Consider the following 13,922-nt stretch of genomic DNA (forward strand, 5'->3'; position numbering starts at 1 on the left):
GATACCCGTCAGCTATCCGACTGACGATGCAACAGCGGCGCAGGCCGGGAGAAACTCTTGCGGCCATTTTTCCAGCCGCACAGCGCCGGCGCGATTTCCCTGACTGCCGATACCGGGTCGGTCGCGTCCAGCACCACGATATCAGCCGGTCCGCCGAGCTTGAGACCATAGGGCGTTTGCAAAATGCGCGCGGGTGCGTCGCTGACCATCGAAAAGACCGTGCTCAATTCATCGTCGCGGGAGAGCTGCAGCACATTGGCATAGAGATTGGCCATGCGGGACAGCGAGGCGTCGCCATAGGGCGTGAACGGGTTGAGCACATTGTTGGTGGCGATAGCCGTGGTCACGCCGGCCTGGGCAAACAGATGAGCAGGCGCCACGCCACGGGGCACAGTGTGATCATGCTCGCGCCCCATCAGGAACAGGTCGGTTGAGGGCAGCGTCACAAGCGCAATTCCGGCCCCGTGCAGATCGCTGATGAGGTGTTGAAGCTGGTCGCGCGGCATGGCCGAAAGCTTGGTCATATGGCCGACCGCAACCCGGCCCTGATAACCGCGCGCCAAAGTCTCTGAGATCACTGCGGGTAGATTGGAAGCTGTCGGATCGAGATCGAAGTCGAGATGGAAATCGACATCGACGCCGTGCTTTTCGGCCATGTCGAAAATCAGACTGACATGCTGAACCGGATCAGGATCGGTATAAGGGCAGCCGCCGACCAGATCGGCGCCATCCGATAGCGCACGGTCCAGAAGATCGAGCGTTTCAGGTTCCTGCGTCAGCCCGTCCTGAGCGAAAGCGCAGATCTGGATATCGACTGCGAAGGCATACTCGGCCTTGATCCGGCGGATGGCCTCAAAAGACCGCATGCCCGCACGCGGATCGACCTCGACAAACGTCCGCATGCGTGTAGTTCCGTGAAGGATCGCCTTCTCTATCACGGAGGCTGCGCGGGCATAGACGTCATCCTCGGTAAAGCCCGACTTCGCGGCAGCGGTTTCGCGCACGGCCTCCTTCAGCGTGCCTTCGCAAATGCTGCAGCGGTCAAGAATGCAGGCCTTGTCGAGATGCACATGGCTATCGACAAAGCCTGCGAACGCTACCTTGCCGCCGAGATCCTCTTCCGAGACAGCCTCACAGACAATCTTCGGCCCAAGTGCCGTCACGATCCCGCCGGTAACCGCGATATCGATGAGATCGTCAAAGCCATGCACCCTTGCATTGCGCAGAACAAGATCGACTTTCATGGCAGGCCTTTCAAATCCGGTCCCGGGGCATTCGTCCCTGCCTATCTGGCATGGTGGTTGCTTGGTTTCAATCTGGTGCGCGTGAGTGCGCAAGAAACAGGCAGCATGGATAGGCAACGGATGAAAATCTGGATCAAGAACCCGCTGGCGATCCTGGCGGAGAATGCAGGTGGCGGCATTGTCATATCCGGTAGCCGGATCGTTGAGTTGGTGCCGGCGGGCAGGGCGCCTGTCACCGATGTTGATGAGATCTTCGACGCCTCCCGGCATGCTATCATCCCCGGCTTGATCAACACGCATCACCATTTCTTCCAGACCCTGTGCCGCGCCCATCCGGCAGCGCGCGACAAGGAGCTGTTTCCCTGGCTGCAGGCCCTCTATCCGATTTGGAGCAGGCTTGACCGCGACATGTTCCGTGTCGGCGCCCGGCTCTCGTTCGCCGAACTGCTGCTTTCGGGCTGCACCACGGCGATGGACCACAATTACATGGCGTACGAGGGGTTGGAGGATGCCACCGACATCGAGGTGCAGGAAGCGCAGGCGCTCGGTATCCGCGCCACAGTGACGCGCGGATCGCTCTCACTTTCGAAAAAGGATGGCGCCATCCCGGATGATCATATCGTGCAGGATGACGATACAATTCTGGCCGACAGCGAGCGGGTGCTCAAGCGCTATCACGACACCTCGGATGGCGCGATGATCCAGATAGCACTTGCCCCATGCGCGCCCTTCAACGTCTCAAGAAATGTCATGCGCGAAAGCGCTGTGCTCGCTGAGACCTATGATTGCCGGCTGCACACCCATCTGGCCGAGACCGAAGATGAAGAGGCATTCTGCATCGAGACATTTGGCTACAGGCCGATCGACTGGCTCGAGGACTGCAACTGGCTGCAGCCCCGGGTGTGGTTGGCGCACGGCATCCATTTCACCTGCGAGGATTGCGAAAAGCTCGGCAAGCACGGTGTCGGCGTCTGCCATTGCCCGACATCGAACGCGGTGCTGGCCTCAGGCTTTTGCAAGACACTTGATCTTGAAGCCGCTGGCAGCCCGGTAGGGCTCGGCGTTGATGGCTCGGCATCCAATGACAGCTCCAACCTGATGGAGGAAGTGCGGCACGCGCTGATGGTCAACCGGCTGGGTTACAAGTCGGCAGACCGGATTACCCACCGCGACGCCTTGCGCTGGGCGACAACGGGCTCGGCGCGCTGCCTGGGGCGCAGTGATATCGGCGAAATCGCTGTTGGCAAACAGGCCGATTTGGCCATGTTCACGCTCGACGAGATGCGATTTTCGGGCAACCATGATCCAATCGCAGCCCTGGTCCATTGCGGCGCCAATCGCGCCGATCGGGTGATGGTCGCGGGCGAATGGCGAGTCATGGACGGGCACATTATGGGGCTTGATGTCGCCAAGCTGATTACAGACCATTCCGCCGCCGCCAAGCGGTTCAGTTGAGGAAAACCCATGCCAGAGCAAGACATTCCGGTAATAGACATCAAAAGCCTCTACGGCTCCGATAAGGCTGCAATTGAAAACACCGCCGCGCTGATCGGCGAGGCCTGCCGCGGGATCGGCTTCTTCTACATCAAGGGCCACGCGCTTTCGCTTGTGGATATCGACGCATTATTCTCGACCTCGCACGATTTCTTTGCATTGCCCGAGATGGTCAAGAAGCAGGTGGAGATTTCGCCCAAAACCGGCAATCGCGGTTATGTGCCGATGCGCGGCGAAGCGCTCGATCCGTCCAAGCCCGCTGATCTGAAAGAGGCCTATAATATCGGTCTCGAGCTTGCCGTTGATGATCCGGAGCTGATGGCCGGCGCGAGGTTTCGCGCCCTTAACCTGTGGCCGGAGCATCCGGGTTTCCGCCAGGCGATGCTCACCTATTTCGACACGGCGCTCGACATCGGCCGCAGGCTGCACGTCGCATTCGCCACTGATCTCGGTTTGAAAGCGGATCACTTTGAAGACAAGCTCGACCGGCCGCTCGCCACGCTTCGGTTGCTGCACTATCCGCCGCAGCCTGATGCGGTGGAAGACGGGCAGATGGGGGCGGGCGCGCATACCGACTATGGCTGCGTCACCTTGCTGCTGACTGATGAAGTCGGCGGGCTGGAAGTGCGCACACGATCGGGCGACTGGGTCAAGGCGCCCTATATCCCGGGCGCCTTTGTCTGCAACATCGGCGATTGCCTGATGCGATGGACCAACGACACCTATATGTCCACCCCGCACCGGGTGGTCAGTCCGGCAGGGCGCGAGCGCTATTCGATCGCCTTTTTCCTCGACCCCAATCCGGAAGCGATCATCGAATGCCTGCCAACCTGCAGCGGGCCGGAAAACCCGGCACGTTATGCGCCCATTCGCGGCGATGATTACCTCGAGAGCCGATTGAACCCGACCTACAAGGCCAGCGGGCTGTCTTGATCTGGCAGTTTAGAGGGTGCCCGGGGCAACACGGAAAAATGTCCGCGGCTCGATTGTATGCAATAGGCTCAAGAATGCCTAATAAATGTGCTATATTAAGAAATTGTACATTATTTCGTCTGCGCTTGCTCTGATTCAGGCATCGGCGACCTTCTCTGATTTATGTGTGTTGGATTATCTTATTGAAATAAAAACATAAATTGAGGTCACTCAAACTGGCACACGTTTTGCAAAACTGTTTTCAGCCGGTTGCCTTCCAAAATCCGGCGACAACAGGGATTCGCAAGCCAGCAAAGGATCTGGACATGGCTCACAAAGAAATTTCACGGCGTTCGATTTTGAAGACAGGTGCCGCCGGTATCGCGGCGATGGCGCTGCCGATGCCATTCATCAACAGTGCGTCAGCGGCTGAGAGCGTCGTTCTAGGTGCGGTTTACGTCGGCCCGCGCGACGATTTCGGCTGGAACCAGGCCCATGCTGTCGCCATGGAAATCCTCAAGAAGGTCGAGAACGTCACCGTCATAGAGGAAGAAAACGTTCCCGAGACCGACGCTGTGTCGAAGTCAATGGAATCGATGATCAACCTGGATGGCGCGAACCTCATACTCGGAACGTCATTTGGCTATTTCGACCCGTTCATGATCGATCTCGCGGCCAAGTATCCCGACGTTCAGTTTCGTCACGCCGCACCGCTGTGGAACAAGGACAAGCACCCGGCCAACCTGGGCAGCTATTTCTGCTACCTCAACCAGGCGCATTATGTGAACGGCGTCGCAGCCGGCCTGAGCACCACATCCAACAAGATCGGATTTGTCGCAGCAAAGCCGATCCCGACCGTGCTGTCCAACATCAACTCGGTTCTGCTCGGCGCGCGTTCGGTCAATCCGAAAGCAGAAGTTCAGGTGATTTTCACCGGCGACTGGTCGTTGCCGGTGCGCGAGGCTGAAGCCGCAAATGCGCTGGTTGATGCAGGTTGCGACGTGCTGACCTGCCATGTCGACGGCCCGAAAGTGGTGATCGAAACCGCTGAAGGCCGCGGCGTCAAAAGCTGTGGTCACAATGCCTCGCAGGCACCGCTTGCGCCCAAGGGCTTTATCACCGGCGCGGAATACAAATGGGAAACCATCTACAACATGTATGCCGACATGCTGGGCAAGGGCGAAGCCCTGCCGAACGTGGTGGTCGGCGGCTACCACAACGATATGGTCAAGAACACCGCTTATGGCGCTGGCGCGACGCCGGAAGCCATCGCGGCCGCAGATGCGGCTATCGCCGGTCTCAAGGAAGGCAAGCCAATCTATGTCGGTCCGCTCAAGGACAACCAGGGCAACGTTGTTCTCGACAAGACCTTCGACAATTACGATCCGGTGCTTGATGGCATGAGCTTCCTGCTCGAAGGCGTTATCGGTTCGACCACCTGATCCTCCCACCGGGCTGCGCGGCATTGTTCGCGCAGCCCGATTTGTTTGCCTCTTGAGAGTGATCGTGATCAGGCATGGCACAAGCAGAAACGACTTTCGTCAAACCGTCGACCTTTGATACGGCGCGGCTCCGTGCCTCTCTCGAGGCTGTTGCAATACCGCTGGGGGCTCTGATTGCCTCCGCAATCATCTTTTCGCTGTTTCTGCTGGTTCTGGGCAAAAGTCCGGCCCAGTTTTTTGAACTTGTCTGGCGCGGCGGCTTCGGAACCTCGTTTTCGTTCCAGAATTCCTTGCAGCGCGCGGCGCCACTTATCCTGACCGGGCTTGCATTTGCGATTCCCGCGCGCATCGGGCTGGTGATGATTGGTGCAGAAGGTGCGCTGGTGATGGGCGGCTTTGCCTCTGCGGCATTGGCAATACCGCTGGTCTCGGCCCAGGCACCGGTTTACCTGACGATGGCGCTGATGATGCTGATTGCCATGCTTGCGGGCGGCGCCTGGAACGCGATCGCGGGCTGGCTCAAGCACAGCCGTGGTGTCAATGAAACCATCTCGACGCTGCTGCTTACCTATATCGCCATTGCGATCATGAACTTCTTCGTCGAGGGCGCCTTGCGCGACCCTGCGTCGCAGAACAAGCCCTCCACCATGCCGATCGGCAAGGATTACATGGTCGGCAATATTCCCGGCACCGATGTCCACTGGGGCCTGGTCTTTGGCCTGGTGCTGGCCGTGGCATTGCAAGTCCTCATGTCCCGGACAACGTTCGGGTTTGCCGCCCGCGTTACCGGCGGCAATCCACGCGCAGCGCTCGCCCAAGGGCTACCGGTTGGTGGTCTCATTCTCGCATGCTCGGCAATTGCCGGCGCCTGCGCAGGTCTGGCCGGCTATTTCGAAGTTGCCGCCATTCACGGTCAGGCGAATGCATCGCTGGTCGCGGGCTACGGCTTCACCGGAATTCTGGTGGCTTTTCTGGCGCGGCACAATCCTCTGATGATTGTACCGGTGGCGGTCATGTTTGGAGCCATCGAGGCCTCCGGCGGCCTCATTCAGCGCCGGATGGATATGCCAGATGCGACAGCACTGGTGCTGCAAGGCATCATCTTTGTGGTGCTGCTTGCCAGCGACAGCCTTTACGGAAGGTTTGCGATCTTCCAGCCCAAACTCAGCACGGAGCGGACATGACGGCCGAAGCGCTTACCACGATCCTGATTGCCATGTTGGGTGGAGCCATCCGGGTCTCGACGCCGTTCATTTTCGTAGCCCTCGGCGAAACGCTCACCGAGAAATCGGGGCGCATCAATCTTGGGCTGGAGGGCAATCTGGTGCTGGGCGCCATGGTTGCCTATGCCATCTCGTTCCACACCGGCTCGCCGTGGCTCGGTGTTCTTGCTGCCGGGTTTTCTGGTGTGTTCCTCGGACTGATGCATGGCATCATCTGCAGCCTCAAGAAGGTCAATGACATCGCTGTCGGCATTGCCATGATGTCGTTCGGCATCGGTGTCGCGTTCTTCTTCGGCAAGCCCTACATCCAGCCCTCCGCACCTCGGCTCGAGAGCCTGCCGCTTGGCGGCTGGGCGTCCAATTCCGCACTTCAGCAGGCGCTTGAAATCAACCCTCTGTTCATTGTCGGTATCATCATCGCCTTCGTCATGTGGTGGGGACTTGCCAACACGCGTGTGGGCCTGGTCGTTCGCATGACCGGCGATTCCGAACCTGCGGCCCGCGCCATGGGCATCAATCCAATCAAGGTGCGGATCCTGGCGACCGCTGCAGGCGGCTTTCTTGCAGGCATTGGCGGCGCATTCCTCTCGCTGTCCTATCCGGGAAGCTGGAACGAGGGGCTGTCCTCGGGGCAGGGCCTGATGGCCGTGGCCCTCGTTATCTTCGCCCGCTGGAACCCGCTGCGCTGCATAATTGCAGCCCTTCTATTTGGCGCGGCCGGCGCACTTGGTCCGGCGCTTCAATCGGTAGGTATCAGTCAGGGCTACTACTTCTTCAATGCCGCGCCTTATATCCTGACGCTTTTCATCATGGTTGCTGCCAGCGGACGCAACTCTGCCCGGGCTGCTCCGGGCGAACTTTCAATCGCGAAATAGGAGACGAAATCATGAGCGCACTCGGTGGTTTGAACAAGACTCCAAACGGCGTTGTCATCGGCGTCGTGCAACTGCAACTGCCTTTGGTGAAAACCCGGCACGACCTGGCCCGCCAGACCGAGAAGATTGTCGCGATGGTCGGCAAGGCGCGGCGCAACATGGCGACCATGGATCTCGTGGTGTTTCCCGAATACGCGATGCACGGCCTGTCGATGGACACCAATCCAGAGATCATGGTGTCTATGGATGGCCCCGAAGTCGCCGCCTTCAAGAAGGCCTGCGTCGACAATTCGATCTGGGGCTGCTTTTCGATCATGGAATACAATTCCGGCGGCAACCCCTACAACACCGGGATCGTGATCGATGATCAGGGCGAGGTGAAGCTCTATTATCGCAAGCTGCACCCATGGGTGCCGGTCGAGCCGTGGGAGCCGGGAGATCTGGGCATCCCGGTGATTGATGGTCCCAAGGGCTGCAAGCTGGCGCTGATCATCTGTCATGACGGCATGTTCCCGGAGATGGCGCGCGAGTGCGCCTACAAGGGCGCGGAAATCATGCTCAGGACCGCTGGCTACACTGCGCCGATTCGTGACAGCTGGCGCTTTACCAACCTCTCCAACTCGTTCAGCAACCTTATGGTGACGGCCAATGTCTGCATGTGCGGCTCGGACGGCACGTTTGATTCCATGGGCGAAGGCATGATCGTCAATTTCGACGGCGCAGTGCTGGCGCACGGCACATCCGGCCGGGTCGACGAGATCATCACCGCCGAGGTGCGCCCCGATCTGGTGCGTGAGGCGCGCAAGCACTGGTCGGTCGAAAACAACATCTATCAGCTCGGCCATCGCGGCTACACCGCGGTGCTCGGCGGCGCGCAGGACTGCCCCTACACGTTCATGAAAGACATGGTGGCGGGCACTTACCGTCTGCCATGGGAAGATGAAGTCGTTCACACTGACGGCACCTCGTGCGGATTTGAACGCCCGACCCGGCGCTACGGCGAAACCAAGCTCGGTGAGGCGGCCGAATGAACTCCATGTCGCCTTCAGTCGCAGTTGAAGGTCCTGTGAAGGCCGATCCCTATGCCTGGCCCTACGACGGTAACCTGAGTGCAGCCAATACCGCGCTGATCATCATCGACATGCAAACCGATTTCTGTGGTCCTGGCGGCTATGTCGACAAGATGGGTTATGACCTTTCGCTCACCCGCGCGCCGATCGACCCGATCAAGTCGCTGCTCGACATGGCGCGTTCCAAGGGCATGCTGGTCATTCACACACGCGAAGGCCACAGACCCGATCTGTCGGACCTGCCGGCCAACAAACGCTGGCGCTCGCAGCGCATCGGCGCGGGCATTGGCGATCCGGGGCCGTGCGGGCGCATTCTGGTGCGCGGCGAACCGGGCTGGGACATCATCGAGGAACTGGCGCCGCTTGCCGGCGAACCGATCATCGACAAGCCCGGCAAGGGCTCGTTCTGTGCAACGGATCTTGAAATGCTGCTGCATGTCAAAGGCATCCGCAACATCATTCTGACCGGCATCACCACCGATGTCTGCGTTCACACCACCATGCGCGAAGCAAACGATCGGGGCTTTGAATGCCTGATGGTCGAGGATGGCTGTGGTGCGACGAAACTGGAAAATCACTTGGCCGCCATCGACATGATCAAGATGCAGGGTGGTGTGTTTGGCGCCGTTGCCAAAAGCAGTACGGTGCTTGAAGCCCTGGAGCAGATACCATGACCGCGCTCGCTCATCCGGACGATCTTTCGGCCCACCCGGTCGCCGCCAGCAAAGCCGGCGCTTTTTCGCTCGAAACCGTCTCTATGACCAAGGTCTTTGGCTCTCTGGTTGCGCTGGATGATGTGTCTATCAAGGTGGGCGCGGGCGAATTCCACGCGCTGCTGGGTGAAAACGGCGCGGGCAAGTCGACGCTGGTCAAATGCATCATGGGTTTCTACCAGCCCACCAGCGGTCAATTGCTGGTCGATAATCGAGAAGTGCAGATCAAGGCGCCGGCCGACGCGCAAACTGCCGGCATTGGCATGGTCTACCAGCATTTCACGCTTGTTCCCTGCCTGACAGCTGCGGAGAACATGGTGATCTCGCGCGCTGACGCGCCTGCCGTGATAAACTGGGCCAGGGAAAAGGAAGAGCTGGAAGCCTTCATGGAGCGGATGCCGTTCCGGGTTGCGCTCAACACGGTTGCGGCTGACCTGTCTGCAGGAGAGAAACAGAAACTCGAGATCCTCAAGCAGCTTTACCTCAATCAGCGCTTCCTGATCCTCGATGAGCCAACATCGGTTCTCACTCCGGGCGAAGCTGACGAGATATTGGGCCTGTTGCACGACATGGCGCGGGCGGGGGACATCACCGTTCTGATGATCACCCACAAGTTTCGTGAAGTGAACGCGTTTGCCGACCGGGTGACCGTGCTCAGGCGCGGCAAGCTGGCAGGAAGTGGCTCGGTTCAGGACCTGACCACTGACGAGATGTCGAAGATGATGATTGGCGAAGCGCAGATGCGCGAAAAGGCGCCGCGGCTTGCCAAGGTCGAACCCAAGAGCACGCTGGAGATTGCGGGTCTGATCGTCGATAACAATGAGGGCATGCGGGCGGTCGATACCGTAAATCTCAAAATCAAGGGCGGCGAGATTGTCGGCATCGCCGGTGTTTCCGGAAACGGGCAGTCTGAGCTGGTCGAGGCTCTTGCTGGTCAGCGTAAATTGACCGATGGCGCCATTATCATCAATGGCCAGCGGTTTGATGCGACTCGCAAGAATTTTGCCGATTTGAAGGTGTTCGGCCTGCCGGAAGAGCCTTTGAAAAACGCTGCCGTCAAACGCATGAGCGTGTCGGAAAACATCGCCTTCCGCAGCTTTGACAAGCCGCCTATGGCGAGCGTTGGCTGGTGGCTGAAGCCCGCCGCGATGCGCGAAACTGCCGTGAAGCTGATTGAACAATACCACGTCAAGACGCCGTCAGCGGAGACGCCAATTGAAAATCTGTCGGGTGGCAATGTGCAGAGAACCATACTTGCACGCGAGTTGTCGGGTGACGTCAATGTGCTGATTGTCGCCAATCCCTGTTTTGGGCTGGATTTCGCCTCCGTCGCCGAGATCCGGGCGCAGCTGATCGATCAGCGCAACAAGGGTGCGGCGATCCTGCTGGTGTCGGAAGACCTGGACGAGATCCTCGAACTTGCCGACCGGGTGGCGGTGATGTCGGGCGGACAGATCACCTATCAGGCGCCCATCGATGAGACCGACCGCAACACGATCGGCAAATACATGGCGGGGCACTGAGGCGATGCTGAGCGTAAAGGCGGAGCCATATGACTACCAGCTGCCGGAAGCTGCAACGGCTGTTGTGGTCATCGACATGCAGCGCGATTTCATCGAGCCCGGCGGCTTTGGCGATGCGCTTGGCAATGACGTCTCCCGGCTTGAGGCAATCATCCCGATAGTGGCCAGTCTGATTGCGCTGTTTCGCGATCGCGGCCTGACGGTGATCCATACACGCGAGGCGCATCTTCCTGACATGTCGGATTGTCCGCCGAGCAAGGTAGCGCGCGGCAACGCTTCAGTGCGGATCGGCGAAGAAGGTCCGATGGGTCGGCTCCTGGTGCGTGGCGAGCCGGGCAACCAGATTGTCGAAGCACTGGCACCGACCGAAGGTGAGTGGGTGATCGACAAGCCGGGCAAGGGGATGTTCTGGAACACCGGTGTGCACGAACGGCTGCAGGAGGCAGGCATCACGCACCTGGTCTTTGCCGGGGTGACCACGGAAGTCTGCGTGCAGACCTCGATGCGCGAAGCCAATGATCGCGGCTATGAATGCCTGTTGATCACAGACGCAACGGAAAGCTATTTCGAACACTTCAAGACCGGCGCCATAGATATGATCACCGCGCAAGGTGGCATTGTCGGCTGGGCGACGCCGCTCAGCGCGCTCGCTGCGGCATTCGAGGCAAAGGAGGTTCCTGCATGAGCGAGAACGAATTCGACGCGGAAGCGATTGCGGAAAGCATGCTCCCCTATCTCGGACTGCCTGATGAGCCGTCCTACCGGTCCGGCATCGTCTTCCACCTTTCGTCTGCTCGCGGCATAGCAGCCGGGCTTCTGGCCTTTCGGATGGAAGACGAGGCGGAACCCGCTCCGGTGTTCAAGCCATGACCGACTGGACAATCGCAACAGCAGCCCAGATCGCCCAGGCGGTGCGCGGCGGATCGGTTTCAGCAAGCACAGTGGTCGACGGCTGCCTCGGCAAGATCGACGCGCACGACAAGGCGATAGGCGCGTTCACCTTCGTTGCCCATGAGCGGGCACGGGCGAGGGCAGCCGAGATTGATGCGCAGATCAAGCGCGGCGAAGATGTGGGGCCGCTTGCGGGCGTGCCGTTTGCGGTCAAGAACCTCTTCGATGTCAAAGGCATTGCCACCCTGGCGGGCTCGAAAATCAACCGCGATATGTCGCCGGCATCCAGGGATGCGGTCCTGATCGAGCGGCTCGAGGCAAACGGCGCCATTCTGGTGGGCGCGCTTAATATGGGCGAATACGCCTATGATTTCACCGGCGAAAACTACCACGATGGCCCATCGCGCAATCCTCATGCGCGCGAGCACATGACCGGCGGGTCCTCGGGCGGATCGGGTGCCGCAGCTGCAGCCGGATTTGTGCCGTTGACGCTTGGGTCGGACACCAACGGCTCGATCCGGGTGCCCTCGTCGCTGTGCGGGTTGTTTGGCTTGAAGCCGACCTATGGCCGGCTTTCGCGCAGCCGCACGTTTCCGTTTGTCGCAAGCCTTGATCACCTCGGGCCATTGGCCCGTTCGGTCAGCGATCTCGCTCTGTCCTACAATGCGATGACCGGCGCTGATCCATCCGACCCGGTTTGCATCGACCGCATCGATCCTCCGGTGGACCTGAACACCGGGATCGATGGCTTGCGGATCGCCAAGGCCGGCGGCTATTTCGAAGAAGGCGGCCACGCAGAGGCCTTTAATGCCGTTGCCAGGATCTGTTCGGCATTGCAGGTCAGCGAAACCCGGGTGATCGAGAATGCCGGACTGGCGCGCGCCAGCGCCTATCTGATCACCATGGCCGAGGGGTCCTCGCTGCATCTTGACCGGCTGAAGACCCGGCACGCCGACTTTGACCCGGATGTGCGCGATCGGCTGCTGGCCGGAGCGATGATCCCTGGCGCCTGGGTCACCAAGGCGCAGAAATTCCGCAGCCTGTTTCGCGCGCAAATGCTGGCACTGTTCGAAGAGATCGATGTGCTGATCGCGCCAGCGACCCCGTGCGTGGCGCCGCTGATCGGCCAGAAGACCTTCGTTCTGGACGGCAAGGAACTCCCGGTCAGGCCCAATCTCGGGGTCTTCACCCAGCCTATATCGTTCATCGGTCTGCCGGTGGTGTCGGTGCCGGTGTGGCTTGAGGGGAGTAAACTGCCAATCGGTGTTCAGATCATCACAGCACCCTGGCGCGAAGACATTGCTCTGCGGGTTGCCGCATGGCTCGAAGAAAATGGCCATGCCAAGGCCCCCGCAGCCAATCTGGAAGAGAAAGCAGCATGAACAAGCAAGGCAAATGGTCAGGTCGCGACGAGAACAAGGACGCCGTGCGTGGCGAGGTCTGGGATCTTCTCGACAACGGCGGCCATGCAATGGGTCCGACCTGGAGCCACATCCCGAACTTTATCGGTGCCGATCAGGCCGCATGGCATCTGGCGCAGACCGATGAATGGAAGCGCGCCAAAACCGTCAAGTGCAATCCGGATCCACCGCAAATTCCGCTGCGGCTGCGCGCGCTTTACGAGGGCAAGATGCTCTATGCGCCCGTACCGTATCTCACACGGGAATTTCCCTACCTCAGGATTGATCCGAAAAAGCTGATCGAAGAGGGCGTCTCGTTCGAACTCGCCGCCACCTCCGAAGGCTACATGATGCATGGTGAGCGGATCGGCTTTGAAGAGGTTGAACCGCTCGATTTCTGCATCGTCGGCTCGGTGGCCGTGAGCCGCGAAGGCGGACGCACCGGCAAGGGTGCGGGCTTTGCCGATCTTGAAACCGGGATCTTCCGCGAACTCGGCACTATTGGCCCGACAACACCAATGGCGACCACGATCCATTCCTCACAGCTGGTGCCTGGCAGCAAGGTGTTCATGATGGCCCATGACTCTCCGCTTGATTTTGTCGCCACCGAGCAGGAGCTGATCGTGACCGGCAACACCACGCCGCGGCCCAAGGGCGTGGCCTGGGATTTCGTGCAGGAAGACCAGTTCGAGACCATCCCCTTCCTGCGCGATCTGCGCGACCGGATGACAGCCCGATGATCATCAATGACGTAGCTGTGCATGAAGAGCTGACTGCGGCCTTTGCCCGCTATGAGCAGGCGTTGGTTAGCAATGACGTGGCGGTGCTGGATGAGCTGTTCTGGCAAAGCGAGCACACGATCCGCTATGGCGGCGGCGAAAACCTCTACGGCGCTGCCGAGATCCTGGCGTTCAGAAATGCACGGCCATCGGCCGGTCTTGAACGCAGCTTGTCACGCACCGTCATCACCACCTATGGATCCGATTATGGAACGGCCTCGACGCTGTTTTCGCGCGACTCCGCCCCGGGCAAGACCGGTCGCCAGATGCAGACCTGGGTGAGGATGGAGGATGGCTGGCGGGTTGTGGCGGCGCATGTGAGTGTTGTAGACACCACCGCCTGACAAGATCTGCGT

Annotated in this window: 14 protein-coding genes; 13 read left to right on the top strand and 1 reads right to left on the bottom strand. The window is 59.8% G+C overall.

What is annotated here, in order from left to right; genetic code table 11:
- Positions 1-8 precede the first annotated feature (8 nt).
- Positions 9-1,244 (bottom strand): amidohydrolase family protein, encoded by a 1,236-nt coding sequence (locus WNZ14_RS08535; protein ID WP_342868141.1) that lies wholly within the window; start codon positions 1,242-1,244, stop codon positions 9-11.
- 120 nt (positions 1,245-1,364) lie between these two features.
- On the opposite strand from WNZ14_RS08535, the gene WNZ14_RS08540 reads away from it, so the two are divergent.
- From WNZ14_RS08540 to hpxZ, 13 genes are all read left to right on the top strand, one after another.
- On the top strand, positions 1,365-2,699 hold the full coding sequence (locus WNZ14_RS08540) for an 8-oxoguanine deaminase (RefSeq protein WP_342868142.1): 1,335 nt from the start codon (positions 1,365-1,367) through the stop codon (positions 2,697-2,699).
- A 9-nt stretch (positions 2,700-2,708) separates the two neighbouring features.
- Positions 2,709-3,671, top strand: coding sequence for a 2-oxoglutarate and iron-dependent oxygenase domain-containing protein (locus WNZ14_RS08545; RefSeq protein ID WP_342868143.1), 963 nt, complete (start codon positions 2,709-2,711; stop codon positions 3,669-3,671).
- Positions 3,672-3,976: 305 nt separating this feature from the next.
- Complete coding sequence (locus WNZ14_RS08550; protein ID WP_342868144.1) at positions 3,977-5,092, top strand: BMP family ABC transporter substrate-binding protein; 1,116 nt, start codon at positions 3,977-3,979, stop codon at positions 5,090-5,092.
- A gap of 74 nt (positions 5,093-5,166) precedes the next feature.
- Positions 5,167-6,276, top strand: a complete 1,110-nt coding sequence (locus tag WNZ14_RS08555) for an ABC transporter permease (protein ID WP_342868145.1) — start codon at positions 5,167-5,169, stop codon at positions 6,274-6,276.
- Positions 6,273-7,190, top strand: coding sequence for an ABC transporter permease (locus WNZ14_RS08560; RefSeq protein WP_342868146.1), 918 nt, complete (start codon positions 6,273-6,275; stop codon positions 7,188-7,190). Before WNZ14_RS08555 ends, WNZ14_RS08560 begins: the two co-directional genes overlap by 4 nt.
- 11 nt (positions 7,191-7,201) lie before the next feature.
- Positions 7,202-8,221 (top strand): formamidase, encoded by a 1,020-nt coding sequence (locus tag WNZ14_RS08565; protein ID WP_342868147.1) that lies wholly within the window; start codon positions 7,202-7,204, stop codon positions 8,219-8,221.
- Between the two features lie 5 nt (positions 8,222-8,226).
- Positions 8,227-8,934: an isochorismatase family cysteine hydrolase gene (locus WNZ14_RS08570; RefSeq protein WP_342868550.1), complete on the top strand. Its 708-nt coding sequence runs from the start codon at positions 8,227-8,229 to the stop codon at positions 8,932-8,934.
- Positions 8,931-10,496, top strand: coding sequence for an ABC transporter ATP-binding protein (locus WNZ14_RS08575; RefSeq protein ID WP_342868148.1), 1,566 nt, complete (start codon positions 8,931-8,933; stop codon positions 10,494-10,496). Before WNZ14_RS08570 ends, WNZ14_RS08575 begins: the two co-directional genes overlap by 4 nt.
- Positions 10,497-10,500: 4 nt before the next feature.
- Positions 10,501-11,181 (top strand): isochorismatase family cysteine hydrolase, encoded by a 681-nt coding sequence (locus WNZ14_RS08580; protein WP_342868149.1) that lies wholly within the window; start codon positions 10,501-10,503, stop codon positions 11,179-11,181.
- Entirely contained in the window at positions 11,178-11,366 is a 189-nt protein-coding gene (locus WNZ14_RS08585; protein ID WP_342868150.1) for a DUF4089 domain-containing protein, read from the top strand. Before WNZ14_RS08580 ends, WNZ14_RS08585 begins: the two co-directional genes overlap by 4 nt.
- The gene (locus WNZ14_RS08590) at positions 11,363-12,769 is read left to right on the top strand and encodes an AtzE family amidohydrolase (protein WP_342868151.1); all 1,407 of its coding nucleotides are present in this window, start codon (positions 11,363-11,365) and stop codon (positions 12,767-12,769) included. The genes WNZ14_RS08585 and WNZ14_RS08590 overlap by 4 nt, the downstream gene beginning before the upstream one ends.
- A complete protein-coding gene (locus WNZ14_RS08595; RefSeq protein ID WP_342868152.1) occupies positions 12,766-13,527 on the top strand; it encodes a 5-formyltetrahydrofolate cyclo-ligase in 762 nt (253 codons plus the stop codon). The genes WNZ14_RS08590 and WNZ14_RS08595 overlap by 4 nt, the downstream gene beginning before the upstream one ends.
- Positions 13,524-13,910, top strand: coding sequence for an oxalurate catabolism protein HpxZ (hpxZ, locus tag WNZ14_RS08600; protein ID WP_342868153.1), 387 nt, complete (start codon positions 13,524-13,526; stop codon positions 13,908-13,910). Before WNZ14_RS08595 ends, hpxZ begins: the two co-directional genes overlap by 4 nt.
- Positions 13,911-13,922: the final 12 nt, after the last annotated feature.

The sequence above is a fragment of the Hoeflea sp. AS60 genome, assembly GCF_038900115.1.
Classification (GTDB): domain Bacteria; phylum Pseudomonadota; class Alphaproteobacteria; order Rhizobiales; family Rhizobiaceae; genus Hoeflea.

Coding starts and splice junctions, on each gene's coding strand:
- WNZ14_RS08580 (WP_342868149.1), top strand. CDS start 10,501: ATGCTGAGCGTAAAGGCGGAGCCATATGACTACCAGCTGCCGGAAGCT.
- WNZ14_RS08570 (WP_342868550.1), top strand. CDS start 8,227: ATGTCGCCTTCAGTCGCAGTTGAAGGTCCTGTGAAGGCCGATCCCTAT.
- WNZ14_RS08585 (WP_342868150.1), top strand. CDS start 11,178: ATGAGCGAGAACGAATTCGACGCGGAAGCGATTGCGGAAAGCATGCTC.
- hpxZ (WP_342868153.1), top strand. CDS start 13,524: ATGATCATCAATGACGTAGCTGTGCATGAAGAGCTGACTGCGGCCTTT.
- WNZ14_RS08560 (WP_342868146.1), top strand. CDS start 6,273: ATGACGGCCGAAGCGCTTACCACGATCCTGATTGCCATGTTGGGTGGA.
- WNZ14_RS08545 (WP_342868143.1), top strand. CDS start 2,709: ATGCCAGAGCAAGACATTCCGGTAATAGACATCAAAAGCCTCTACGGC.
- WNZ14_RS08565 (WP_342868147.1), top strand. CDS start 7,202: ATGAGCGCACTCGGTGGTTTGAACAAGACTCCAAACGGCGTTGTCATC.
- WNZ14_RS08555 (WP_342868145.1), top strand. CDS start 5,167: ATGGCACAAGCAGAAACGACTTTCGTCAAACCGTCGACCTTTGATACG.
- WNZ14_RS08535 (WP_342868141.1), bottom strand. CDS start 1,244: ATGAAAGTCGATCTTGTTCTGCGCAATGCAAGGGTGCATGGCTTTGAC.
- WNZ14_RS08575 (WP_342868148.1), top strand. CDS start 8,931: ATGACCGCGCTCGCTCATCCGGACGATCTTTCGGCCCACCCGGTCGCC.
- WNZ14_RS08595 (WP_342868152.1), top strand. CDS start 12,766: ATGAACAAGCAAGGCAAATGGTCAGGTCGCGACGAGAACAAGGACGCC.
- WNZ14_RS08590 (WP_342868151.1), top strand. CDS start 11,363: ATGACCGACTGGACAATCGCAACAGCAGCCCAGATCGCCCAGGCGGTG.
- WNZ14_RS08550 (WP_342868144.1), top strand. CDS start 3,977: ATGGCTCACAAAGAAATTTCACGGCGTTCGATTTTGAAGACAGGTGCC.
- WNZ14_RS08540 (WP_342868142.1), top strand. CDS start 1,365: ATGAAAATCTGGATCAAGAACCCGCTGGCGATCCTGGCGGAGAATGCA.